Genomic DNA, 23751 nt, shown 5'->3' on the forward strand with positions numbered 1-23751 from the left:
GCGGGGAGAAAACCCCGGTGATAGTTTCCGCGCAAATAACAGGGGAGCTCCGTATCGCCGGGGCTGAGATGTGAGGTGCAAACCTCTGGACCCTTCAAAGCTGATCTGGGTAATGCCAGCGGAGCGAGGTTCAGATGTTCTCAGGCGCACAAGTGTCACTCTATCCCATGTCCGGCAATTTCGTCGGCATCATTCTCGATGCCGTCAAGGCGCTCGATCCCTATCGCGACCGACTGCGCATCGAGACCGATGACATCTCCACACTGCTGGTCGGCCCGCCTGACATCCTCTTCGCCGCCATGCACGATCTTTTCGTCGCCGCCGCAAGGACCGGCGAGCATTGCGTGCTGTCCGCCGCCGTTTCACGCGGCTGCCCCGGCGAGCCCGACGACGCCATCTGCGGCGTCAACCCTTCCCCCGGCCAGGCGGAGCCGCTTGCCGAGCGCATAAGAGCCGCACTTGCCGCCGTTGACATCACCACCGAGAGCGGACAGCCGACCGCTGCGCAATTCTCGCTCTACGTCATGGGCACCGGTACCCATATGGACGAGATCTATGGCTGCATCGACTTCCTGAAGCGCTCCGGCACTTTCGACCGCGCCAAGAATTTCTGCACCAGGCTTTCTGGTGATGCCGGCGCGGTCTTCGCCACCATTCGTGAGGCCTTCTTTCGCTTCGGCGACCCCGAAGGGCGTGTGACCCTCGACATCACGGTGTCGGCCAATACATCGCCGCACGTCTTTTCAGACGCGCAAAGGACGCTGTAGCACCTTAAATTTGCTGCATAATTCCTTAAATCGATTCCGATTTAAGGAATTATGCAGCAGCCGACGAAAGCTTGAAATCGAACGCTGATGACACTGTCAAAACCATCGGATCCGCGCCTTGCCGCGCTCCGCGCCGCTCTCTACCGGGGCATACCCGCCTTGCTTGCCGGCTGCGTTTTTTTGGCGGCGTGGGAACTCTATGTCGATCTTTCCGGCATCAAACCATCCATCCTGCCGGCGCCTTCGCGCATCGTCGTCCAGGGCTGGCTGAACCGCGAGGCGCTGATCGCCAACACCTGGCCGACGCTCGGCGCGACACTCGGAGGTTTCGCCCTCTCGCTTGCCTTCGCCTTCGCCGCCTCGATCCTCATGGATTTCGTGCCCTTCATGCGCCGGGCATTGCTGCCGATCTTCATCACCAGCCAGACCCTGCCGCTGGTGGCGATCGCGCCCCTCGTCGTCCTCTGGTTCGGTTTCGGCCTGTTGCCGAAGATCCTGCTTGTGGCGCTCGTCACCTTCTTCCCACTGCTCGTCGCCTTGCTGCAGGGCTATGAATCGACCGACCGTGACATCACCGAATTGCTGAATTCGATGAAGGCGAGCCGCTGGCGCATTTTCCGCCTGGCACGGCTTCCCTCCTCGCTGCCCTATTTCTTCGCCGGCCTGCGGATCTCGATCACCTATGCCGTCGTCGGCGCGATCTTTGCCGAATATGCCGGCGCCGCCCGCGGCCTCGGCATCTATATCCTCAACGCAAAGAACAATTTCCGTCCAGATCTCGTGCTCGCCGCCGTCATCGTCAGCGCCGTGCTGACACTCTGCCTCTTCGGAGCGACACTGATGATCCAGCGCCTCATCATGCCCTGGCAACCATCCGGGGAGCGGCGCCGATGAACGGTGGAATGGTTGAATTGCGCAACATCTCGAAGTCCTTCGACGGCATGAAGGTGCTCGGCGATATTTCGCTCGCTGTCGCAAGCGGCGAGTTCGTCTCGATCGTCGGCCCGTCCGGCTCCGGAAAATCGACGGTCCTTAGATTGCTGACCCAGGCGCTTCGGCCCGATTCCGGCAGCATGCTTTTTAAAGGCGCGCCGCTGGAACAGGCGCCGCATTCCTTCGCCTTCATGCCGCAACGCGATGCGCTGATGCCCTGGCGCCGGATCATCGACAATGCGGCACTCGGCCTTGAGGTGCGCGGTATGAGCCGCCGCGCGGCCCGCGCCACCGTCGCGCCTCTGTTCGAGCGCTTCGGCCTCGCCGGCTTCGAGCATCACTATCCCTCAGAACTATCAGGGGGCATGCGCCAGCGCGCCGCGCTGCTGCGCACCGTGGTCCAGACCCAGGACATGCTGCTGCTCGATGAGCCTTTCGGCGCGCTGGACGCGCTGACGCGCACGCAGATCCAGGAATGGCTGCAGGGCATGTGGACCGAACACCGTTGGACGGCGCTGCTGATCACCCATGATGTTCGCGAGGCCGTGTTCCTCTCCGACCGGATCTACGTGCTTTCGGCCCGTCCGGCGCGTATCATCCGCGAATTCCGCGTTCCTCTGCCCCGCCCGAGAAGCATTGCCGATCTCGGCTCGCCGGCGGCCCAGGCGATCGAAACCGAAATCCTGCAAACCCTGCTTCATCCGCTAGAACAGGATGATTTTAGGCCGATCGGCCTGAAATCTGAATCCTCTTCTAATTTAAAGAGTTAGAGCATGATGTCGTCCGAAAACCGCTCACACTTTTCGGCATCATGCTCTAGAGACCTGAGGAGGTCACCATGCTGCTTCTCACCCGTCGCCAGACGATCTTCGCCGCCATCGCGGCAAACCTCGCCGGCCGCCCCGCCTTCGCCCAATCGGCGCCCGCAAAGGTCCGCATCGCGCTCGACTGGACGCCCAACACCAACCATATCGGCATCTATGTCGCCAAGGCGAAGGGCTTCTATGCCGATGCTGGCCTCGATGTCGAGATTCTTCCCTTCACCGATACCAGCGCCGGAACGCTGGTGTCCAACGGCGTTGCCGATTTCGGCATCAGCAGCGAGATCGAGACCCTCACGCAGCGCGCTGGCGGCGGTGACGTGAAGATGGTCTACGGCGTCGTCCAGACGGAAACCGCACGCCTGATCTTCAAGGGCGGACGCGACGACATCAAGAGCCCGAAAGACCTCGACGGCAAGACCTATGGCGGCTTTGGCGGCACCTGGGAGAGCGCGCTGATCTCCGCGATGATCCGCAATGATGGCGGCAAAGGCGACGTCAAGACCGTCACCCTCGGCACCTCTGCTTACGAGGCGCTGGACAATGGCTCGATCGATTTCACGCTGGAGATCTACACCTGGGAAGGCATCGCCGCCGAACTGGAAAAGCGGAAGATCGGCCGCTTCCACTATTCCGATTACGGCATTCCCGACGAGCAGACGACGGTCATCGTCTCCAGCGACGCCTATCTCTCCGCAAGTCGGGAACACGCCCGCGCCTTCATCCAGGCGACACGAAAGGGCTATGCCTACTCGGTCGACCATCCCGACGAAGCCTGCGACCTGCTGATCTCTGGAAGCAACGGCGCACTGATGAATACGGAACTGGTAAAGGCTTCTCAGAAAGCATTGATCGAGGGACACTTCCTAAAATCCGAGGCCGGTGTGATCGGTACGCTCGACCCGGCAAAGGCCGGCGCCATCGGCGGCTTCCTTGTCGAAAACGGCATTCTGGTCGATGCCAATGGCGCCGCACTCAAGGAGAATCCAGACTTTTCCACCTATTATACCAACGAACTTCTCGACTGAGCCCACCCCCTGCCTTGCCCGTTGCGGCTTTCCGCTGCAAAATCCCAGATACGGATTCAGATCTTGGGCCCGATCGGCCTAAGATCTGAATCCGTATCTAAATCAAAGAAGTAGAGCATGATGTCGTCCGAAAACCGCTCACACTTTTCGGCATCATGCTCCGGGCAGGGCGGGGGACAAGATGCGACAACAGGAGAGACTGGCCGGAGCGGACTTTCTGCGCGCGACGGCCTGTCTGCTGGTGCTCGCCCACCACTTCGCGCTGCGGCTGGATATGCGCAGAATCCCCGACGAACTCGGACCGACCGCAAATATCCTCCGCTTCGGCAATTTCGGCGTCGCCATCTTCTTCGTGCTCAGCGGCTTTCTTCTTGCCCATCCCTTCTGGCGCGCGCTCGACGCCGGCGCCGACATGCCGAGCCTCCGGCACTACGCGATCCGCAGGGCGGCGCGCATCGCTCCGGGCTTCTGGTTCGCCGCCACCATCGGCTTCGCTCTCAGCCTGACGCTGCTTGACCTGCCGCTGACGCCGGAGCTTGTGCTCCGCTACGTCTCCGGGCTGCTGTTCATGAACCAGTGGCATTGGCGCACCTTGTTTCCTGTCGAAGCCGACGGGCCGCTCTGGTCCATTGCCTTCGAAGTCACCAGCTATGTGCTCCTGCCGATCTGCTTTCTCCTGCTGTTTCGTTTGCCAGTGCTGAGGCGGCGCCCGTTGCCTGCCCGCTTCGCCTGGCTTTGCGTCATCACAGCCGTGCTTCTCGCCCATGTGCTGATCCTGACCTTCTTTCCGCTCGACGACATCGGACGCGGCTGGCAGTACGGCCTGCAGGGCGGCGCGAAGGAGTGGATGCCGAGATATAATCCGATCGGCTTCTTTGCCGTCTTCGCGCTCGGCGCGCTTGCCGCCGGCGTCGAGGTCATGCTCCCAACAAGGCGCGCCTCCTGGTTCGATGTTATATCGCTCCTGGCCATCGTCGTTGCCGGCTACCGCCTCGTCATATCGCCCGGCGGCTCCGACGCGGCTTACGGCTGGCTCGAAATCCCCTATGGTTTTCCGGTCTTTCCGCTGGCGGTCGCAACGGCGCTCGTTTCGCTCAGCCATTCGCAACACCTGGGCAGGCTGTTCGACAACGCTCCTGTCCGCTACATCGCAAAGATCTCCTTCGGCATCTATATCTGGCAGGAGATCATCCTGATATTGATCCAGAGGCTCGACTCAGGCTCGTTTGGCGTCTCCTCGGAAAGTGTCGTCACCGGCTGGCTGCAATCTTGCGGGCTGGCGGCGGCGCTCATCCTTCTGGTCGCAAGCCTCAGCTACTTCCTGCTGGAAAAGCCAGCGATCGATTTCGGCAACCGGCTGACGTCGCGCCAACCCAATCGGGCTACTCCTTTCAAAGTATAAATTTCCCGCAAGCGCAACTACAGGCGTTAAGGTTAACGCGAAATACTCCCATTTTTGGTGACTTTAGGGTTATCAAATTCCTATTTATACCGATGACAAACGATACGTGACCCTGTATCTGTCTCACTGTTGTTCAGTACCGCATCTAAACTTGTGGACCTTGCGTAATGAATGCTTTTACTTCGAAGACGAATTCACGCTTCGATCCGTCTCAGCGTCAGGACAAAACCAAGATCCTGGTTATAGCGAACTCCAACATTCGCCAGCCGGAGAGCTTTTCCCCTGTCGAAAGAAAAATGGCGGTGCGGCTGGTCATGAAGCGGTTGATCGACATTGTCGCCTCAGTCAGCGCCCTGATGGTGCTGGCGCCGCTTTTTCTGGCAATCGCGCTTTTCATCAAACTCGACGATGGCGGTCCGGTGTTTTTTCGCCAGATCCGCTGGGGGCTGAACGGCCGCAAGATCACGGTCTTCAAGTTCCGATCGATGCGTGCCGAAGCTTGTGATCCGAGCGGCGTTCAACAGACGGTCGAGGGCGACAGCCGGGTGACCGGCATCGGCGCGGTGCTCCGCAAGACCAATATCGACGAGCTGCCGCAGCTTTTCAACGTTCTTAAGGGCGAGATGTCGCTGGTCGGCCCGCGCTGCCACGCCATCAACATGCGGGCAGCCGGCAAGCTCTACGAAGAACTGGTGCCGGACTACCATCAGCGCCACATCATGCGCCCCGGCATCACCGGTCTTGCGCAGACACGCGGTTGGCGGGGCCCGACGACGCGACCGCTGGAAGCTCGCGCTCGCATTGCGTGCGATATCTATTATGTCAGGAATTTCAGCCTGCTGCTCGACCTGAAGATACTGCTCCGGACGGTCGCCATGGAGCTGCGCGGCGGCACGGGCTTCTGAGAATGATCCGGCATCACCACCAGAGGTAGGCGGTCTTATAGCGCCGCGCGTCCTAATTTCAGCTCGGCCGATAGCGCTGTTTTCCACACGTCGACAGAGAAAGGCAGAAACAAAAAAGCGGCCATCGCGGCCGCTTTTCATGAATCTTGCCGATTGTAATCAATCCTGTTCAACGACGCCGCGCAGATGCGTCATTTCCATGATGAAGTGCTCAAGCTTCGACTTGTGCTCATGCAATTCGGCATGTTCGAGTTCCAGGCGGGCAGCCTCGATGCGGCGCGTCAGCTCGTCCTTCTGGAGTTCCTCGACCGGAACCGCGGATTCGGCAAGCAATGTACAGCCAGTCGGCAGGATATCGGCAAAACCGCCGAACACGACGTAATCCTGCTTCTTGCCGGAGGCCGAACGTACGCTCACGACGCCCGGCTTGATCGTCGTCATCGTCGGTGCATGGTTTGCCATGACCGTCATCTCGCCTTCAGTCGCAGGGATAACGACCTCGGTCACCATCTCCGACAGCAGCAGGCGCTCCGGCGAAACGAGCTCAAAGTTGAAATTGTCAGCCATCAGTGACTTACCTTCTCGGCTATGGCTTTCGCATCTTGCAATTTAGTCCCGCAGAACGGGCAGTGCATTATCGCTTGGTCGAGATAACCGAGGCCTTCCTCGCTTTGAACCAGACCCACCACCATCATCAGCACGCCGTTATCGGCGCGATAGACGGTCGGCGCGGCTGGTTCCGGAAGATCCGCCACGACCCCCTTCAGGGAGTCGCAGCAGAATATCTCGCCTAGCGCGTCGCTCATTAAGCAGCTGCGAGCTTCTTGGCCTTTTCGACCGCTTCTTCCATCGAGCCGACCATGTAGAAGGCAGCTTCCGGCAGGTGATCGTATTCGCCGTTGACGAGGCCCTTGAAGCCCTTGATCGTGTCTTCCAGAGCAACCAGCTTACCCGGCGAACCGGTGAAGACTTCGGCGACGAAGAACGGCTGCGACAGGAAACGCTCGATCTTGCGGGCGCGGGCAACAGCAATCTTGTCGTCTTCGGACAGTTCGTCCATGCCAAGGATGGCGATGATGTCCTGCAGGGCCTTGTAGCGCTGCAGCGTCGACTGGACCTTGCGGGCGACGTCGTAATGTTCTTCACCGACGACCAGCGGATCGAGCATGCGCGACGTGGAGTCGAGCGGATCGACGGCCGGGTAGATACCCTTTTCAGCGATCGAGCGCGACAGAACCGTCGTTGCGTCAAGGTGGGCGAACGAAGTTGCCGGCGCCGGGTCGGTCAAGTCGTCGGCCGGAACGTAGATGGCCTGAACCGAGGTGATCGAGCCAGTCGTCGTCGTGGTGATGCGCTCCTGCATCTGGCCCATGTCAGTTGCCAGCGTCGGCTGATAACCGACGGCCGACGGGATGCGGCCCAGCAAAGCCGACACTTCGGAACCTGCCTGCGTGAAGCGGAAGATGTTGTCGACGAAGAACAGAACGTCCTGGCCCTGGTCGCGGAAGTGCTCGGCAACAGTCAGGCCGGTCAGGGCGACGCGGGCGCGGGCGCCCGGCGGTTCGTTCATCTGACCGTAAACCAGCGCAGCCTTCGAGCCTTCGCCGCCGCCATGCTTGTTGACGTTCGATTCGATCATTTCATAGTAGAGGTCGTTGCCTTCGCGGGTGCGTTCACCGACGCCCGCAAAAACCGAATAACCACCATGCGCCTTGGCGACGTTGTTGATCAGTTCCATGATCAGAACGGTCTTGCCGACGCCGGCGCCGCCAAAGAGGCCGATCTTGCCGCCACGTGCATAGGGAGCCAGAAGATCGACGACCTTGATGCCGGTGACGAGGATCTGCCCCTCCGTCGACTGCTCGACATAGGTTGGCGCATCCTGGTGGATGGCGCGCTTGTGAGCGGTGACCAGCGGACCGGCTTCGTCGACCGGCTCACCGATGACGTTCATGATGCGGCCGAGCGTCTCGTTACCGACCGGAACCATGATCGGAGCGCCGGTGTCGCCGACTTCCTGGCCGCGCACGAGACCGTCTGTCGAGTCCATCGCGATAGTACGGACGACGTTTTCGCCAAGGTGCTGCGCAACTTCGAGAACCAGGCGGATGCCGTTGTTGCTGGTTTCCAGCGCGTTCAGGATCTTCGGCAGTTCGCCTTCGAAAGCAACGTCGACGACGGCGCCGATAACCTGGGTGACTCTGCCGACAGAGCCGATCTTGGGGGTAGCTGCCTCAGCCATTTTCTGACCCTCTTTTCCTAGCCTCAGAGCGCTTCCGCGCCCGAAATGATTTCAATGAGTTCCTTGGTGATCTGCGCCTGACGCTGGCGGTTGTAGCTCAGCGTCAGCTTGTTGATCATCTCACCGGCATTACGCGTTGCGTTGTCCATAGCGCTCATCTTGGCGCCCATCTCGCCTGCGACGTTCTCGAGGAGCGCGCGGAAGACCTGGACGGAGATGTTGCGCGGGATCAGATCTTCGAGGATCGAAGCCGGATCCGGCTCATATTCATAGACGGCGCCTGCATGTTCGGCATCTTCGGCCTGCACAGCTCCCGCCGAAGCCGGGATGAGCCGCTGCGCCGTCGGAATCTGGCTGATCACCGACTTGAACTCGGAATAAAACAGCGTGCAGACGTCGAACTCACCGGCAGCATACATCTCGATGATGCGTTTGCCGATCTGGTCCGCATTCTCGAAACCAACGCGCTTGACGTCGCGCAATTCCTTGCGCTCGATGATCAGCGACGCGAATTCGCGGCGAAGGATGTCGTAACCCTTCTTGCCGACGGTGAAGATCTTCACCGTCTTGCCTTCGGCAAGCAGCTTGCGGACATGTTCGCGTGCAAAGCGTGCGATCTGCGAGTTGAAACCGCCGCAAAGACCACGTTCGGCCGTGCACACCACCAGCAGATGGACCTGGTCCTGGCCGGTGCCGGTCATCAGCGTCGGCGCACCGTCGGCATCGGTGACGGCCTTGGCGATATTCGCCAGAACCGCACCCATGCGCTGCGAATAAGGCCGAGCGGCCTCGGCCGCCTCCTGCGCACGCCGAAGCTTCGCCGCGGCGACCATTTTCATCGCCTTGGTGATCTTCTGCGTCGCCTTGACGGAGGCGATCCGGTTTTTCAGATCCTTAAGTGAAGGCATCCGTGATCCGTCCTAACTTAGGGCCCGATTACGAGAAAGACTTTGCGAAGCTATCGAGAGCAGCGGTGAGCTTGCCCCTGGTATCATCGCTGATTGCCTTTTCCGTGCGGATCGCGTCGAGGATGGCAGAGCCTTCCGAACGCAGGTACGAGAGGAAGCCCTGCTCGAACTTGCCGACCGAAGCGACCGGCAGCTTGTCGAGATAGCCGTTGACGCCAGCAAAGATCACGGCGACCTGCTCTTCCGTCTTCAGCGGCGAGAACTGCGGCTGCTTCAGGAGTTCGGTCAGGCGTGCGCCGCGGTTCAGCAGGCGCTGCGTCGCAGCGTCGAGGTCCGAACCGAACTGGGCGAAGGCGGCCATTTCGCGATACTGGGCAAGTTCGCCCTTGATCGAACCGGCGACCTGCTTCATCGCCTTGATCTGCGCCGCCGAGCCGACGCGGGAAACCGACAGGCCGACGTTCACGGCCGGACGGACACCCTGGTAGAACAGGTCGGTTTCAAGGAAGATCTGGCCGTCAGTGATCGAGATCACATTGGTCGGAATGAAGGCCGACACGTCGTTGCCCTGCGTTTCGATAACCGGCAGAGCCGTCAGCGAACCGGCGCCCTGGTCGTCGTTCATCTTCGCAGCACGCTCGAGCAGGCGCGAGTGCAGGTAGAAAACATCGCCCGGATAGGCTTCGCGGCCCGGCGGGCGGCGCAGCAACAACGACATCTGGCGGTAGGACACGGCCTGCTTGGACAGGTCGTCGTAACCGATCAGCGCATGCATTCCGTTATCGCGGAAATATTCGCCCATGGCGCAGCCGGCAAACGGAGCCAGGTACTGCAACGGCGCCGGGTCGGAAGCCGTCGCGGCAACGATGATCGAATATTTCAGTGCGCCGCGCTCTTCGAGCACCTTGACGAACTGAGCGACGGTCGAGCGCTTCTGGCCGACGGCGACGTAGACGCAGTAAAGCTTCTCGCCTTCCGGACCGTTGTCGTGAATGGCCTTCTGGTTCAGGAAGGCATCGAGAAGGATCGCGGTCTTGCCGGTCTGGCGGTCGCCGATAACCAGCTCGCGCTGGCCGCGGCCGATCGGAATCAGCGCGTCGATGGCCTTGAGGCCGGTCGACATCGGCTCGTGAACCGACTTGCGCGGAATGATGCCCGGAGCCTTGATGTCGACGCGCGAACGGCGCGTCGCGTTGATCGGGCCCTTGCCGTCGATCGGATTGCCGAGCGCGTCGACGACGCGGCCGAGCAGCTCCGGGCCGACCGGAACGTCGACGATGGCGCCGGTCCGCTTGACGGTGTCGCCTTCCTTGATGTCGCGGTCGGCACCGAAGATGACGACGCCGACATTGTCGGCTTCAAGATTCAGCGCCATGCCGCGGATGCCGCCCGGGAACTCGACCATTTCACCGGCCTGGACATTGTCCAGACCATAGACACGAGCGATACCGTCACCGACGGAGAGAACCTGGCCGACTTCCGAGACTTCTGCCTCTTTGCCGAAATTTTTAATCTGGTCTTTGAGAATTGCGGAAATTTCCGCGGCGCGGATATCCATCAGCCAACCTCTTTCAATGCGAGCTTAAGGGTAGAGAGTTTGGTACGAAGAGACGTATCAATCTGACGGGACCCGACCTTCACGATCAGACCACCAAGAATTGACGGATCAACCGTGACGGCAATCGTCACGTCTTTGCCGGTAACGCTCTTGAGTGCCACCTTCAATTCGGTTTCCTGCGCTTGCGAAAGCGCATGCGCCGAGGTGACCTCGGCGGAGATTTCACCGCGATGGTTCGCGGCGATGATGCGGAAGGCCTTGATCATGCCCGGCAGGGCGAACAGGCGGCGGTTGCGCGCCACGACCTTCAGGAAATTGGCGAAGAAACCGCTGATGCCGGCCTTCTCGCTGATGGCGACGATCGCCTTCAGCTGGTCTTCGGCTGAAAAAACCGGGCTTGCGACGAAGCGCTTCAGGTCGGCGCTCTCATCCAGCATCGCCTGGAAACGGTCAAGATCGGCGGTGACGCTGTCGACGGCGCCCTGCTCGAGCGCCAGTTCGAAAAGCGACGAGGCATAGCGTTCTGCAACACCAGAAGTAAGCTGGGACGTGTCTGCCACTGGCACAAATTTCCCTGATTTCAACCCAAAATCCGGCTCTCGGCGGGCGCCGAACCTATGATCTTGAATTCGTTTTGATTTCCCCCAGAAATCACAAGAGAAGCCTCTTGCTTCTTCCGAAATTCGGGGTCCGTCTAACATAGGATGTTCGGACTCGCAACACGCGTAACGCCCGAATACGCCTTTCATATGAATTTCTGTCCGCAAAATTGCGCAATGGCCTGGAAGCAGGCCAAAGAAGCCGTCTGTCGGCAGCCAGACTTACGTCTGGGTGAAGCCGAAGACGTAGAGCAGCGGTAGCGCGGCCAAGGCGATCTGTACAACCAGAAGTAAATAGTTGACGAGATTACTCCCCTTATCGGACAGGATCGAGATGATACGGGCAAAGGCAGCCATCGCGAAGGAGGCGCCGAGCGCCATGTAGATCCAATCCTGGGCGAGCATGATCGCCGACAGCCCGAAACCGAGATAGAAACCGCCCATCGAGCGTCCCTCGCCGAAGCCTTCCGGCCGCCCCTCCTGCGCCTGCAGACCGAGAAGACGGAAAGTTTGGCCCGGCGCGAACATCATGATGAAGCCGGCAAGCGCCGTGAAAGCGGCGGAGCAAAAGGCAAGCTGCTCGCCAAGCTCGGTCGGAAAGTAAAACTCCATGCATCAGCCCCAAATCACCCGGATGAATCAGTGTTTTATGGCATGGGCCGAAAAAGGAGGGAATGGCGGCGTCATTCATTTAGAGAAAACTCTGCGGATCGATATCCAGCTGCACCTGCACCGATCCGCGCTCCTTGGGCGATTGCGACAGCATCGCCCGCAGGAACCCCTGCATGTCCGAGTTCCGCCGGCCGTGCACCAAAAGACGGAAACGGTGGCGGCCGCGCACCAGCGCAAGCGGCGCTTCGGCCGGGCCGAGCACCGAAATGCCTGACACCTGCGGTGCGGCGTTGCGCATGCCGCGCGCATGGTTTTCGGCGTCGTGGCGGGTCTCGGCTGAAACGATGATCGAGGCGAGCCTGCCGAAGGGCGGCAATAGGGCGCGTTCGCGTTCGGTGATCTCGCGCTCGTAGAAAGCATCGGAATCGCCGGAGACGATTGCCTGCATGACAGGATGCTGCGGCTGATAGGTCTGCAGCAGACCATGGCTCTTGAGGCCGGTGCGCCCGGCCCGGCCCGTCACCTGCGACAACAGCTGGAAGGTGCGCTCGGCGGCGCGCGGGTCGCCATTGGCAAGGCCGAGATCGGCATCGACGATGCCGACCAGCGTCATCAGCGGAAAATTGTGGCCCTTGGCCACAAGCTGGGTGCCGATGACGATATCGGCTTCGCCCTTGGCGATCGCTTCCAGCTCCAGCCGCAGCCGCTTCACCCCGCCCATGATATCCGAGGAGAGAACGATCGTCCGCGCCTCCGGAAAATGCCGTTCCACCTCCTCGGCGATGCGCTCGACGCCTGGCCCGCATGCGACGAGATGGTCGAGCGTGCCGCATTCCGGGCACGCCTCCGGCGTGCGCTCGGCATGGCCGCATTGATGGCATTGCAGCTGCTTGCGGAAGCGATGCTCCACCAGCCAGCTCGAGCATTGCGGGCATTGGAACCGGTGGCCGCAGACCCGGCAGAGCGTCAGCGGCGCATAACCGCGCCGGTTGAGAAAGAGCAGCGCCTGTTCGCGCTTTTCCACCGTCTTGCCGATCGCCCGGATCAACACCGGCGACAGGAAGCCGCCCCGCTCCGGCGCGTGCCTGCGCATATCGACCAGATGCAGGTCCGGCATCGCCGCATCGCCGAAACGCGTCGGCAGATGAACGGTGCTGTAGCGCCCGCTCTGGCCGTTGACCTGGCTTTCGACCGACGGCGTCGCCGACACCAGAATGATGGGAAAATCACCGATGCGGCCGCGCACGACGGCCATGTCGCGAGCATTGTAAAAGACACGATCCTCCTGCTTGTAGGCGGGATCGTGCTCTTCGTCGACGATGATCAGGCCGAGATCCTCGAACGGCAGGAAGAGCGCCGAGCGCGCGCCCGCCACCACCCGCACTTCGCCGGTCACCGCCTGGCGCCAGACCTTTTCGCGCATGCGCGGCGCAAGATCGGAATGCCATTCGGCAGGCTTTGCCCCGAAGCGGTCCTGGAAGCGCTCCATGAAACTGGCCGTCAGCGCGATCTCCGGCAGCAGGATCAACACCTGCTTGCCGCGTTTCAGCGTTTCGGCAATCGCCTCGAAATAGACCTCCGTCTTGCCGGAGCCGGTCACTCCGTCGATCAGCGACACCGAAAATTCGCCCTTGCGGACATCGGAAACGATCTCTTCGGCCGCCTGCTTCTGCGGCCCTTCGAGACGTGCAGCGGCAAAATCCGGATCGGGCATCGCCACCACCGGCGGCGGCGGCAGGAATACCGTCTCGAAGATGCCGAGCGTGATCAGCCCGTCGACGACACTCGTCGAGACACCCGCCGCATGCGCAAGGCCGCTGCGTGTCCAGGAAAAACCGTCGGAGGCCGTATCGAGCACCCGGGCGCGCGCCGGCGTCATCCGCTCCGGTTCGCCGCCGACGAGCTTCAACCCCTCCACCATCGGTTCCGGCTCGAAGGCGTTCGGCGCTCTCAGCGCCATGCGGGCGACGAGGCCGGGCGGCGAGAGCGTATAGGTCGCCACCCAATCGATGAAATCCCGCATCTCGCTGGAAAGCGGCGGGCAGTCGAAGACGTGGCTGATCGGCCGAAGCTTCTTCGGATCGACACCGTCCTCGCCGCCGTCCCAGACGACGCCGATCACCTGTCGCGGCCCGAGCGGCACCTGCACGACCGAGCCGGGCTCGACCGCCATGCCATCCGGCACCGAATAGGAATAGGGTTTGGGCGCCGGCATCGGCACCAGCACCGGAACCGTTCGGTTCGCGGGCGGTGCCTCGAAAAGCGCGCCAAAGAGATCGGACGAATCTGTGCTCATCGGGCGAGACCATGCCCGCAAATCGATGGAATTGGAACCGCAAAGACGGAGCCGCGCATTACGGGTCGCCGCGACGATTTAAACAGTGAAGCTCAGAAGTTGAGCTTCACTGCGCAAGGCGGTCACCACTGCCGGAAGTGGCTTCATTTGTCTCGGCATTGCGTTGCCGCAGGCGGATGATCGCCGACGCCTCGCGTGGATTGGGCGGCAGGACAGCGTTCTTCAACGCGATCGAATAGGCGTGTTTCGGATGTTCCAGCACATCCCTGGCGTCGCCGCTCTCCACCACCACGCCCTTGCGCATGATCACCACGCGGTCGGAAATGTAATAGGCGGTCGCAAGATCATGGGTGATGTAGACGATCGAGACGTTGAGAGCGTCGCGCAGATCCCGGAAGAGATTGACGATCGACATGCGAAGCGATGCGTCGACCATCGAGACCGGCTCGTCCGCCACAATCAGCTTCGGCTCGGGTATCAGCGCACGGGCGACGGCGATGCGCTGCAATTGGCCGCCTGAAAGCTCATGCGAGAAACGACCTTTTATCTCCGCCATCGACAGGCCGACACGTTGAAGGGCGACATCGGCAAGCGCTTCCTTTTCGGCCCGGCTCTTTGCGCCCTTGAAGCGATGGGCGGTGGCCAGCAGATACTCGTCGATCCGCGTCAGCGGATTGAAGGCCTCGAACGGATTTTGAAAGACTGGCTGGACCTTGGCCATGAAAGCCTCGCGATCCCGACGGGACCGCACCGCCTTCACATCCGTGCCGTCGAAGCGGATGCTGCCCCGATCGGCCTTTTCGCTGCCGAGGATCATCTTCGCCAGCGTCGACTTTCCGGAACCGGATTCGCCGACGATCGTGAATATCTCGGGCTTATCGGCGCTAAGCGCAAAGCTGACATCGTCGACCGCCTTCATCTTCTCGCGTGAAAAGAAACCACCGATCGGAAAGAGCTTGGTCACATGGTCGAGTTCGAGGAGGAAATGGCCGCTCATTGGATCTGGTACTCCCCGGCACGGAAGCATGCGACCCGGCCTCCCGTGGCGCTCGGCAGCATGGGCGGCACTTCACGTGAACATTTGTCGATCGCGATCGGACAGCGCGGATGGAAACGGCATCCCGAGGGTGGATCCGAAAGTGCCGGCGGCTTGCCCTTGAGGCTCTTTCGCGTCGAGGTATCACCGATGCGCGGCAGGCTGCCGATCAGGTGGACGGTGTAGGGATGCTGCGGATTGTCGAAGATCGCCTGCGTCGGCCCCTCCTCCGCCAGCCGTCCCGCATACATGATGGCCAGCCGGTCGGTGATGGCGGCATGCACCGACATGTCGTGGGTCACGAAGATGACTGAGGACTGCAGGCGCATCTGCACTTCCTTGATCAGCGCCAGAACGTCCTGCTGGACGAGCACGTCAAGCGCCGTCGTCGGCTCGTCGGCGATGATGAATTCCGGCTCGCAGACAGTGGCGAGAGCTATCGTCAGACGCTGGCGCATGCCGCCCGAAAGCTGGTGCGGAAAGGCCTCGAGCACATGCGGATCGAGATGCAGCCTAGCAAGATGCGCCTCGACGCGCGCGCGGAAGGCATCTGGATCGAGGTTCATGTGGCGGGAGGCGAAATCGGTGAAGGCGTGCTTGACCCTTCTGACCGGGTTCAGCACGTTCATCGAGCCTTGCATGATATAGGAAAGGTGGCGCCAGCGTGCCGCCTTCATCTTCGCCGGTTCGCCATAGACATCGATCGGCCCGTCGGCAAAATTGAATTTCACCGTTCCGCCGACGACGCGCATCGGCGGCCGGATGGCGCCGGCAAGCGTCTTGATCAGCGATGTCTTGCCGCTCGAGGATTCGCCGGCAATCCCGTAGATCTCGTTTCTGCGGATGGTCAGGCTAATATCGTCGACCGCGCGGATCTCCCGCCGCACACCGAAATAGTCGTTGACGTAATAGCATTTCAGCCCGTCGATCGTCAGCGCGTCCGTGGCGTTTTCGGCAAGGGTCAAAGGCTGCGTCCTCATCAGGTTCTGCATCTCCTCATGCTCCCATGCGGGCGAGCCGCGAGCGTGGGTCGATATATTCGTTCACCGACATGGCGAGCATGAACAGGCCGAGGAACAGGATGACGACGAAGAGCATCGGAAAGGCGACCCACCACCATACGCCCGATACCATCGCGGAATGCGCATTGGCCCAGTAGATCATGCCGCCGATCGTCGGCCGGTTGATGTCGGAAAATCCGAGCACCGAGAGCGTCACCTCGAGGCCGATCGCCCAGATCAGATTGTTCATCGTCGTGAAGAAGACGATCGGCATGACATAGGGCAGATGTTCGCGGATGAGGATCTGCCGCGTGCGCATGCCCGAAAAGACCGCGTGCCGGGTAAATTCCCGGTGGCGCAGAGAGAGGGCGACGGAACGGATCAGGCGGCTGTCATGCGTCCATCCGAGCAGCGCCGCAGTGATCGCCAGCATGAACCACGTCATCTGGTCGCGAAGCACGAAGACCAGAAGCAGCAGGATCGGAATGTTCGGCAGTGCGCCGAGCGTATCATTGACCGCCATGATGATCTGGTCGGTTCGCCCACCGATATAGCCGGAGATCAGCCCGACGGCGATGGCGATGATGCGGCTGACGAAGGCGACGATGATGCCGAAGAACAGCGTATTGCGCATCGAGGCGGCGATCTGCCAGAAAACCTCCTGGCCACGCGAGGTGGTGCCCAGCCAGAATTCGGCCGAAGGCGGCATGTCGGGCGCGACCACATAGATGGCATTCTCGTCATAGGGCGAGAAGAACGACGCCACGATCAGGGCCAGGATGATTGAGATCAGGATGGTTCCGAGCAGGAACTCCTTGTTGTAGCGAAGCAGATCTCTGAGGACTTTGAACATCACGGATTACCCCAGTTTCACGCGTGGATCGATCAGCGGATAGATGATGTCGATCACGAAGACCGCGGCGGCAACCGCGATGATGGCGATTGTCGTGACACCGAGAACGAGGCTGTAATCGCCGGAATAGATGCCGGAGATCAGAAGCTTGCCGATCCCGGGATAGTTGAAGACGAATTCGACGATGACGGCGCCGCCGAAGACATTGCCGAGACTGAGTGCCAGGCCGGTGACCTGCGGCAGCATGGCGTTGCGCGCCACATATTGCGAAAAGATGCTGCGCGAGCGCACGCCGCCAAGTTCGGCATAGACGACGTGATCGTCGGTGACGATGTTGGAAACCAGCGAGCGCATCGAGATGAACCAGCCGCCGATGCCGACGAGCACGAGGGTCAGGGCCGGCAGGATGCCGTGTTCGATCACCGAGCTGATGAAGGCCCAGTTGAAGGCCGGCGCGAGATTGACCTGCGCGCCGTCGCTGATCGGCAGGATCGGCCAGATGAAACCGAAGAGGATCACCAGGCTGAGGCCGATGATGTACGTCGGGATCGGCTGCAGCGCCATGATGACCACGCCGGCGACCTTCAGCAGCTTGCTGCTGCGGAAATAACCCGCAAGCGCGCCGAGAAAATTGCCGATGATCCAGGAAATGATCGTTGCGAGCGTCAGAAGCCCGACGGTCCAAGGCAGTGCACGGCCGATAACGGTCATCACGGGGGTCGGGAAAGAGGAGAGAGACGGGCCGAAATCGCCAGTCAGGACACGGCCCCAGAAGGTGAAGTACTGCTCCAGCAGCGGGCCGCCGGTGCCGTAGAGCTCGCGCAGCGATTCGCGGAGGATTTCGACGGCCTGCGGATCGGTGGAACCGAAGCTCGTCAACAGCGATACGGTCTGCTCGATCGGATCGACCGGCGAAAAATGCGCGATCAGGAAGGCCAGCGTGATGCCGGTGAAGACCACGAAGAGAAATTGCAGAAAGCGTTTTGCCGCATAGATCAGAAAGCCGTTCATGACATCGACCTTTCAATAGCAGAACGGGAACAGCCGGCGGCCGGCTGTTCCCTTTGTTGTGCCTCGATCAAGGCTTCGGCGCGTCCGGATTGGCCTTCAGACCGACCACCATGTAGCGGATGTTCGACCAGTTCGGACCCGAGGCCGAATAGGGATTGTCGACGCTCGGATAGTTGGTCCAGTAGGTCGTATCGAGCGGCGCGAACTTGTTGTAGGCCATCAGCGGGATCATCGGCATTTCCTCGACGGCAAGCTTCAGGAAGTCCTGGCCGAGTTTGGCGACATCGGGCGAATCGAAGGCGATCGATCGATTGCGCTCGATGATCTGGTCGAGACGCGGATCCTGCCAGCGCTGCAGATTGCGCGGCGGCTGGATCTGCCCGACCGGCTTGATGAACTCCGAATGATAGCTGTCGAGGAAGAAGGAGAGATCGGGATGACCGCCCCAGGTCTCGATGCTCCAGTAGATCGCCGCCTCGAAGTCGCCGGTGCTGAGGCGTTGGCCATTGGTCGGGCCGGCGACATCGACCTTGGTCGCGATGCCGGCTTGCGTCCATTGCTGGGCAATCACCGTGCCGGCACGGGCGAGCGTCGGGATGGCATCGCCTTCCACCTGCAGCCGGATCGTAAAGGGCGTGCCGTCAGGCTTCATCCACTGGCGGCCGCTTTTCTTGAAGCCTGCCTTCTGCAGCAGCTCGGTCGCAGCCTGAATGTCCTTCTTCCACCAGCCGAAGCCGAATGTACGCTGCAGCTTGGCCGGATCCGTCGGGATCTGATCGGCCCATTGGCTGCGCACCATGTTGGCGATCTGCGACGAGATGTTGGGATCGTATGGCTTGATCTTGCGGGACCCGGTGTCGAGCTCGAAATTCGTCAGCCAGTCCTGCATCGGTGCGTAATAATCGTCCGGGGCAGAACCCGTCGGCGGCGTGGCAAGGGCGGCGATATTGGCCGCGCCGCGATAGGAGCCGAGCGCCACTTCGCGGATGTCGATCAGCAGAGCGAGAGCCCAGCGCACGTCCTTATTGTCGAAGGGCGCCTTCTTCGTATTGAAGAGAACGGAAGGCAGCGTCGGGTCCGGATGCGCGAAAGGGAAGCCCTTCAGCCAGGATGCCGTGCTCTTGCTGTCACGCATGATCGAGAACATGCCCTCGGGCGCCATGTCGTTGATGACGTCGAGATTGTGATTGCGCTGTTCGATGACGCGAGCTTCCGGATTGCCGGCGGCGCGATAGACGACGTACTTGACCTCGGGCGGTTGTGCTGCAGCCAGGCCGATCGACGTGCGCTGCCAGTCGTCGCGCAGCTTCCAGATCGTCCAGTTGCCGCCCTTGTCATAGCTTTGCAGCTGGTAGGGCCCGAGCGAAACCGGCGGGTTGTTGTTGAAGGACAGCGGATCTGCGGCCTTCTCGAAGACGTGCTTTGGCATGATCCAGGCAGCATTCCAGCGCACCGTGAACAGCGTGTGGAAGCGCGAGTTCGGTTTCTTCAGATGGAAGACGACCGTCTGCGGATCCGGATTTTCCATGCTCGCGACATTGACGGTGAAGGGCGCGCTCCAGGCCATGCCCGGATGATCGATCTGCGTCTGCACGGTGTAGACCACGTCGTCGCTGGTGAATTCGACGCCGTCGCTCCAGAAGATGCCCTTGCGCAGCTTTACCGTCATCTCGGTGAAATCGGCGTTGTAGCTCGGCGGTTCGCTGGCCAGCGCATTCTGCCAGGCATCCTTGCCGCCCTCGGGATTGATGAACCACAGCGTATCGGTGGTCAGCTGCTGCAGGCCGTTGAGGTTTGCCGCCGCCCCGCCGCCCGGAGCCCAGACGTTGAACCAGTCGGCATTCTGCTGCGGCGTGCCCTGGATGATCAGCGTTTCGTTGCGCGGTATGCCGGCAATGAAATCCTGCGCAAATGCCGGAAGGGCCATGAGCGACAATAAGGCAATGGCTGCATATTTACGGAACTTCATCGGATGTTCCTCCTCCTCAACTCGCCGCGGCGAGCGCTTCCCGTAATCAATTGACGATGGCGTCCAGCGAACCCTTGCCTGCGCGTGCCACAGGGCACATGCACTCCTCGGCGGCGGGCGAGCTCACGCCACAGTTATCGACAATTTTTTGAGAAACGGCAACTGATAATTTTGTCAGTCATAGAAAATAGCGCATTTACAGGCATTTTCGATGAACGATGATGATCAGCTTTTTTATATTATTGACAAAGTGAGCGTTTGGCTTAGCTTTTGCGGCGAGCGCGGCGCCCTCCCAAGAGGCCGTACTTCATCACCAGACAGGTCGGCTGCTTTCGGGAGGAGGCTTTGGCATGACCGTTCAAGAGGACACCAGGATGAGCAGCCCCTATGACGTGACAATCTCCGTTCATGCCAACCGGCCAACCGGCAAATACGAACCCTTGTGGAACTGGTTCGGATACGACGAGCCGAACTACACCTACTCTCCGCACGGCAAAAAACTGCTCAAGGAGCTTACAGAGCTGAGCCCCGAGCCGCCGCGCATCCGCGCGCACAATCTTCTGACCAGCGGCGATGGCCAGCCTGCGCTCAAATGGGGTTCGACCAATGCCTATACCGAGGATGCGAACGGCAATCCGGTCTATGACTGGACGATCATCGACAAGATCTTCGACACCTATGTCGAAGCCGGCAACATTCCGCTGATTCAGATCGGCTTCACGCCCGAGGCGCTCTCCGACTTCGACGGCCCCTATCGCCACCAATGGGAGCCGGCCGACAAATACGCAACGATCACCACCGGCTGGACGGCCCCGCCGACGGATCTGAAGAAATGGGGCGACTTGATCGAAGCATGGGCGCGCCATCTTGCCGAAAGATATGGCAAGGACGTCGTTTCAAGCTGGCCGTGGGAAGTGTGGAACGAACCGGACGGCCACTACTGGACCGGCACCATCCCGCAATTCTGCGAAATGTATGACGTCAGCGCCAAGGCCCTGAAGCGTGCTTTGCCGAATGCCCGCGTCGGCGGCCCGCACACCTGCGGCGCCTTTGCCAACGAAAAAGCCCAGACCTTCCTGCGTGCCTTCCTCCAGCACGTGGTCGACAACAAGTCGCCGATCGATTTCCTCGCCTTCCACGCCAAGGGCAATCCTGTGATCTACGAGGGTCACGTGCGGATGGGCCTGCACAAGCAGCTTCGCGACATCGAGACGAACCTTGCCATCATCAACGAATTTCCGGAACTCCGTCACCTGCCCGTGGTGATCGGCGAATCCGATCCGGAAGGCTGTGCTGCCTGTTCTGCGCGCGTCCACCCGCAGAATGGTTATCGCAACGGCCCGCTCTACGGCGTCTATGTCGTCGAGAGCATGATCCGCACTTACGAACTGGCAAGACGCGCCAACATCCATATCGAAGGCGCGGTCACCTGGGCCTTCCTCTTCGACGACCAGCCCTATTTCGACGGCTTCCGCGATCTTGCGACCAACGGTGTCGACAAGGCTGTTCTCAACGGCTTCCGCATGCTCGGCAAACTCGGCGGCGAATGGCTGGAATCGGATAGCGACTATCGCCGCGATATCGAAGATATCATGAGCCATGGCGTTCGCGGGAAGCCCGATGTCAATGTCGTGGCGACCCGCGACGACAAGGGCGTTTCCATTCTCGTCTGGCATTACCACGACGATGATGAAGCCGGGCCGTCTGCCGACATCACGGTCAATCTCGACGGCTGGGGCGGCACGTCCGCCTCGCTCAGGCATTTCCGGATGGACGAGGAGCATTCCAATGCCTTCGGCGTCTGGAAGGCGATGGGCAAGCCGCAGAATCCGGCCGGCGAAGACTATGCCAGACTGGAAGCCTCGGGAAAGCTCGCCGAGGTCGGCCGTGAGGCGTCGGTCAAGGTCGACGACGGCAAGATCACCCTCAAGGTCTCCCTACCGCGTCAGGGCGTGTCTCTCCTGCGCCTCGATTGGTGAGCCGGTAGGCGAAGGGAGCGCAATCGAAGGATTGCGCTCCCTTTCAAGACCAGCCCGGTCAACTCTCGCTGACATAGGCGAGATAGCGTTTCTTGCTCGGCTGCAGATGGTCGACGCAGAGCTGGGCGAGAACCCAATTGTCCCCACCACGCAGCATCTCGATCATCAGCCGGTGATGTTCGTGCGAGATGCGCAGCGATTCCTTGCTCGACATCGAATTGGCGCGCACCGGCAGGCTGAGCCGCATATAGAGCTCGATCGATTGCACCAGATGCGCATTGCCGCAGGCGCCGAAGAGCGTCAGATGGAATTTGTCGTTGGCCTCGTGCACACCCCTGAGATAGCCGGATTCGATGTGGCGGCCATGCTCTTCGTGCAGCACCAGCAGTTCCTCGATCAATGCCTCGGGCGCCGGGAGCTTTATCCACAGCGCCGCCTGCCGTTGCAGCAGTTCCCGAACGTCGTAGATTTCCTGGACCTGGCGAGCAGTCAGCGAGCGGACGGTCGCCCCCTTGTTGCGCTCCCGAACCACGATGCCCATCGTCTCAAGCTGCACGATCGCCTGCCGGGCGAAATGGCGCGTGACGTGAAAGCGGGCTAGGAGCGTGTCTTCGGTCAGACGGGTTCCAGGCGCCAGGCGCCCGAAAATGATGTCCTCCTCCAGCGCGCGGGCAATACTTAGGTCATCATGCTCGATGCCGTCTTCGCGGCTTTCGTTGAGCGTCTGCAATGTCATCTCCTCTGACGGCGGCGGGCCATGTTACAGTGGATTGCGCTCCGGGTCGAACCGGCTCAACCGATAGATATCCTCGACGAGAGCAAGCGTTTTGATGTTATCGTCCGGCGATGTCTCCATCGCGGCCTTTCCATCGAGGCTGTCGAGGAAATGTGCAATGGTCGCGTTATAGGCGCCCTGGTAGATCTCGTCGGAATCGAAGCTCTCCCGACACTGCTGCGCACCCTCGGCTGAGAGCAGATTGCCGCTCAGTTCCAGCGTGCCGCGTGTCCCGAAGATGCGCAAGTGATCGCGCGGCGCCGGCGGCGCGCCATGCACGGCGAGATTGGCGTTGACGATGACGAGAACGCCGTCGCTCAGCTGGCGCAGGACGACGCTTGCGACATCCTCCGCGACGATATCGCGATTGCTCCTCTCAAGCCGCGCACTCACCACCTCCATCTCGCCCAAAAGATATCTCAGCGTATCGAGATGATGGATCATGACCTCCATGACCAGCAATCGCTCCTGCGTCCGAAAGAACGGCTGGCGCACCAGCGCCGGTCTATTTCCTTCTGCATCCGCGATCATGCCGCTGGACAGGAATTCGAACTGCACCTGCCGGATCTGGCCGGCAAGCCCCTCGTCGAGCCACGCCTTCAGCCGCCGATAATAGGCGCGGAACCGCCAGTTCTCGTGGATCATCAGCCTGCCCGCGCCGGAAAGCCCTGCCAGCAGCTCGACCGCCTCGGCGTAGGACGGTGCGAGCGGCTTCTGGCAGATGATGTCGAGGTCCTTTGCCGCCGCCAGCCGGACCAGTTCGACATGGAACTCCCGTGGCGCGCAGATATCCACGGCATCGAGCTGCTCGGCGTCCAGCATCGCCTGCGCGCTCGCATAGTGGCGCGCGACATCGAAGGCGGTAAGCCGGGCTGCGATCGCATTCGGCGACGGGTCGGCAATCGCCACGACCTCGGCCCTTTCCGATTGCCGCATCCATGCAGGCAGATGGTAGGCGCTGACCCAGCCGGCACCGATAATACCGATACGCCGTCGTCTCGTTCCCGTCATGGCGCTTCCTCTGCATTCAGTCCCATTTTATCAATAATCTATCCA

Annotated in this window: 22 protein-coding genes and 1 riboswitch; of the genes, 7 read left to right on the plus strand and 15 right to left on the minus strand. The window is 60.9% G+C overall.

Translation table 11 applies throughout. The features are described 5' to 3' along the window. The first annotated feature begins 30 nt into the window (after positions 1-30). Positions 31-144, plus strand: a riboswitch (TPP riboswitch). The 6 genes from C3Y91_RS11680 (at position 135) to C3Y91_RS11705 (ending at position 5856) form a co-directional block, all read left to right on the plus strand. Further along, on the plus strand, positions 135-767 hold the full coding sequence (locus C3Y91_RS11680) for a YkoF family thiamine/hydroxymethylpyrimidine-binding protein (protein WP_168575323.1): 633 nt from the start codon (positions 135-137) through the stop codon (positions 765-767). It overlaps the preceding riboswitch by 10 nt. An 87-nt stretch (positions 768-854) precedes the next feature. Beyond that, positions 855-1661 carry an ABC transporter permease gene (locus C3Y91_RS11685; RefSeq protein ID WP_075225468.1) on the plus strand — a complete coding sequence of 269 codons (807 nt, stop codon included), beginning with the start codon at positions 855-857 and terminating at the stop codon, positions 1659-1661. Then, a complete protein-coding gene (locus tag C3Y91_RS11690; RefSeq protein ID WP_018069034.1) occupies positions 1658-2470 on the plus strand; it encodes an ABC transporter ATP-binding protein in 813 nt (270 codons plus the stop codon). The genes C3Y91_RS11685 and C3Y91_RS11690 overlap by 4 nt, the downstream gene beginning before the upstream one ends. Positions 2471-2538: 68 nt before the next feature. Further along, the gene (locus C3Y91_RS11695) at positions 2539-3549 is read left to right on the plus strand and encodes an ABC transporter substrate-binding protein (RefSeq protein WP_024323365.1); all 1011 of its coding nucleotides are present in this window, start codon (positions 2539-2541) and stop codon (positions 3547-3549) included. Positions 3550-3730: 181 nt separating this feature from the next. Next, entirely contained in the window at positions 3731-4951 is a 1221-nt protein-coding gene (locus C3Y91_RS11700) for an acyltransferase family protein (protein ID WP_024323366.1), read from the plus strand. Between the two features lie 167 nt (positions 4952-5118). After that, positions 5119-5856, plus strand: a complete 738-nt coding sequence (locus C3Y91_RS11705) for a sugar transferase (RefSeq protein WP_024323367.1) — start codon at positions 5119-5121, stop codon at positions 5854-5856. 159 nt (positions 5857-6015) lie between these two features. On the opposite strand, the gene C3Y91_RS11710 is transcribed toward C3Y91_RS11705, so the two are convergent. From C3Y91_RS11710 to C3Y91_RS11770, 13 genes are all read right to left on the minus strand, one after another. Next, the gene (locus C3Y91_RS11710; protein ID WP_018069038.1) at positions 6016-6423 is read right to left on the minus strand and encodes a F0F1 ATP synthase subunit epsilon; all 408 of its coding nucleotides are present in this window, start codon (positions 6421-6423) and stop codon (positions 6016-6018) included. Further along, positions 6423-6662, minus strand: coding sequence for a hypothetical protein (locus C3Y91_RS11715; RefSeq protein WP_024323368.1), 240 nt, complete (start codon positions 6660-6662; stop codon positions 6423-6425). Before C3Y91_RS11715 ends, C3Y91_RS11710 begins: the two co-directional genes overlap by 1 nt. Beyond that, positions 6662-8098 carry a F0F1 ATP synthase subunit beta gene (gene atpD / locus C3Y91_RS11720; protein ID WP_018069039.1) on the minus strand — a complete coding sequence of 479 codons (1437 nt, stop codon included), beginning with the start codon at positions 8096-8098 and terminating at the stop codon, positions 6662-6664. The genes C3Y91_RS11715 and atpD overlap by 1 nt, the downstream gene beginning before the upstream one ends. A gap of 23 nt (positions 8099-8121) precedes the next feature. After that, complete coding sequence (locus tag C3Y91_RS11725; RefSeq protein ID WP_018069040.1) at positions 8122-9006, minus strand: F0F1 ATP synthase subunit gamma; 885 nt, start codon at positions 9004-9006, stop codon at positions 8122-8124. 28 nt (positions 9007-9034) lie between these two features. Continuing rightward, positions 9035-10564, minus strand: a complete 1530-nt coding sequence (atpA, locus tag C3Y91_RS11730) for a F0F1 ATP synthase subunit alpha (protein WP_018069041.1) — start codon at positions 10562-10564, stop codon at positions 9035-9037. Beyond that, positions 10564-11130, minus strand: a complete 567-nt coding sequence (locus tag C3Y91_RS11735) for a F0F1 ATP synthase subunit delta (protein WP_017966273.1) — start codon at positions 11128-11130, stop codon at positions 10564-10566. The genes atpA and C3Y91_RS11735 overlap by 1 nt, the downstream gene beginning before the upstream one ends. Positions 11131-11385: 255 nt before the next feature. Beyond that, positions 11386-11775: an AGROH133_08824 family phage infection protein gene (locus C3Y91_RS11740; protein WP_011653787.1), complete on the minus strand. Its 390-nt coding sequence runs from the start codon at positions 11773-11775 to the stop codon at positions 11386-11388. 79 nt (positions 11776-11854) lie between these two features. Then, positions 11855-14071, minus strand: a complete 2217-nt coding sequence (locus C3Y91_RS11745) for a primosomal protein N' (RefSeq protein ID WP_024323369.1) — start codon at positions 14069-14071, stop codon at positions 11855-11857. A 106-nt stretch (positions 14072-14177) separates the two neighbouring features. Continuing rightward, the gene (locus C3Y91_RS11750) at positions 14178-15068 is read right to left on the minus strand and encodes an ABC transporter ATP-binding protein (RefSeq protein ID WP_024323370.1); all 891 of its coding nucleotides are present in this window, start codon (positions 15066-15068) and stop codon (positions 14178-14180) included. After that, on the minus strand, positions 15065-16087 hold the full coding sequence (locus C3Y91_RS11755) for an ABC transporter ATP-binding protein (RefSeq protein ID WP_392397397.1): 1023 nt from the start codon (positions 16085-16087) through the stop codon (positions 15065-15067). The genes C3Y91_RS11750 and C3Y91_RS11755 overlap by 4 nt, the downstream gene beginning before the upstream one ends. Before the next feature lie 16 nt (positions 16088-16103). Next, positions 16104-16961, minus strand: coding sequence for an ABC transporter permease (locus C3Y91_RS11760; RefSeq protein WP_024323372.1), 858 nt, complete (start codon positions 16959-16961; stop codon positions 16104-16106). Positions 16962-16967: 6 nt separating this feature from the next. Next, positions 16968-17972 (minus strand): ABC transporter permease, encoded by a 1005-nt coding sequence (locus C3Y91_RS11765; RefSeq protein ID WP_018482659.1) that lies wholly within the window; start codon positions 17970-17972, stop codon positions 16968-16970. Between the two features lie 67 nt (positions 17973-18039). Then, positions 18040-19941: an ABC transporter substrate-binding protein gene (locus C3Y91_RS11770; RefSeq protein WP_024323373.1), complete on the minus strand. Its 1902-nt coding sequence runs from the start codon at positions 19939-19941 to the stop codon at positions 18040-18042. Positions 19942-20291: 350 nt separating this feature from the next. On the opposite strand from C3Y91_RS11770, the gene C3Y91_RS11775 reads away from it, so the two are divergent. Next, on the plus strand, positions 20292-21920 hold the full coding sequence (locus C3Y91_RS11775; RefSeq protein WP_024323374.1) for a GH39 family glycosyl hydrolase: 1629 nt from the start codon (positions 20292-20294) through the stop codon (positions 21918-21920). A 58-nt stretch (positions 21921-21978) separates the two neighbouring features. Here the strand turns inward: C3Y91_RS11775 and C3Y91_RS11780 are convergent, their stop codons facing one another. Continuing rightward, the gene (locus C3Y91_RS11780) at positions 21979-22650 is read right to left on the minus strand and encodes a GntR family transcriptional regulator (RefSeq protein ID WP_024323375.1); all 672 of its coding nucleotides are present in this window, start codon (positions 22648-22650) and stop codon (positions 21979-21981) included. 30 nt (positions 22651-22680) lie between these two features. Next, positions 22681-23706, minus strand: coding sequence for a Gfo/Idh/MocA family protein (locus tag C3Y91_RS11785; RefSeq protein ID WP_024323376.1), 1026 nt, complete (start codon positions 23704-23706; stop codon positions 22681-22683). Between the last annotated feature and the right edge of the window lie 45 nt (positions 23707-23751).

The sequence above is a fragment of the Rhizobium ruizarguesonis genome, from assembly GCF_012349115.1.
Taxonomy (GTDB): domain Bacteria; phylum Pseudomonadota; class Alphaproteobacteria; order Rhizobiales; family Rhizobiaceae; genus Rhizobium; species Rhizobium ruizarguesonis.

Excerpts from the sequence above, each read along its gene's own strand:
- C3Y91_RS11700 (WP_024323366.1), top strand. The coding sequence starts at position 3,731 with ATGCGACAACAGGAGAGACTGGCCGGAGCGGACTTTCTGCGCGCGACG.
- C3Y91_RS11725 (WP_018069040.1), bottom strand. The coding sequence starts at position 9,006 with ATGCCTTCACTTAAGGATCTGAAAAACCGGATCGCCTCCGTCAAGGCG.
- C3Y91_RS11755 (WP_392397397.1), bottom strand. The coding sequence starts at position 16,087 with ATGAGGACGCAGCCTTTGACCCTTGCCGAAAACGCCACGGACGCGCTG.
- C3Y91_RS11750 (WP_024323370.1), bottom strand. The coding sequence starts at position 15,068 with ATGAGCGGCCATTTCCTCCTCGAACTCGACCATGTGACCAAGCTCTTT.
- C3Y91_RS11705 (WP_024323367.1), top strand. The coding sequence starts at position 5,119 with ATGAATGCTTTTACTTCGAAGACGAATTCACGCTTCGATCCGTCTCAG.
- C3Y91_RS11775 (WP_024323374.1), top strand. The coding sequence starts at position 20,292 with ATGACCGTTCAAGAGGACACCAGGATGAGCAGCCCCTATGACGTGACA.
- C3Y91_RS11770 (WP_024323373.1), bottom strand. The coding sequence starts at position 19,941 with ATGAAGTTCCGTAAATATGCAGCCATTGCCTTATTGTCGCTCATGGCC.
- C3Y91_RS11765 (WP_018482659.1), bottom strand. The coding sequence starts at position 17,972 with ATGAACGGCTTTCTGATCTATGCGGCAAAACGCTTTCTGCAATTTCTC.
- C3Y91_RS11685 (WP_075225468.1), top strand. The coding sequence starts at position 855 with ATGACACTGTCAAAACCATCGGATCCGCGCCTTGCCGCGCTCCGCGCC.
- C3Y91_RS11690 (WP_018069034.1), top strand. The coding sequence starts at position 1,658 with ATGAACGGTGGAATGGTTGAATTGCGCAACATCTCGAAGTCCTTCGAC.
- atpD (WP_018069039.1), bottom strand. The coding sequence starts at position 8,098 with ATGGCTGAGGCAGCTACCCCCAAGATCGGCTCTGTCGGCAGAGTCACC.
- C3Y91_RS11715 (WP_024323368.1), bottom strand. The coding sequence starts at position 6,662 with ATGAGCGACGCGCTAGGCGAGATATTCTGCTGCGACTCCCTGAAGGGG.
- C3Y91_RS11680 (WP_168575323.1), top strand. The coding sequence starts at position 135 with ATGTTCTCAGGCGCACAAGTGTCACTCTATCCCATGTCCGGCAATTTC.
- C3Y91_RS11695 (WP_024323365.1), top strand. The coding sequence starts at position 2,539 with ATGCTGCTTCTCACCCGTCGCCAGACGATCTTCGCCGCCATCGCGGCA.
- C3Y91_RS11745 (WP_024323369.1), bottom strand. The coding sequence starts at position 14,071 with ATGAGCACAGATTCGTCCGATCTCTTTGGCGCGCTTTTCGAGGCACCG.
- atpA (WP_018069041.1), bottom strand. The coding sequence starts at position 10,564 with ATGGATATCCGCGCCGCGGAAATTTCCGCAATTCTCAAAGACCAGATT.
- C3Y91_RS11785 (WP_024323376.1), bottom strand. The coding sequence starts at position 23,706 with ATGACGGGAACGAGACGACGGCGTATCGGTATTATCGGTGCCGGCTGG.
- C3Y91_RS11740 (WP_011653787.1), bottom strand. The coding sequence starts at position 11,775 with ATGGAGTTTTACTTTCCGACCGAGCTTGGCGAGCAGCTTGCCTTTTGC.
- C3Y91_RS11760 (WP_024323372.1), bottom strand. The coding sequence starts at position 16,961 with ATGTTCAAAGTCCTCAGAGATCTGCTTCGCTACAACAAGGAGTTCCTG.
- C3Y91_RS11710 (WP_018069038.1), bottom strand. The coding sequence starts at position 6,423 with ATGGCTGACAATTTCAACTTTGAGCTCGTTTCGCCGGAGCGCCTGCTG.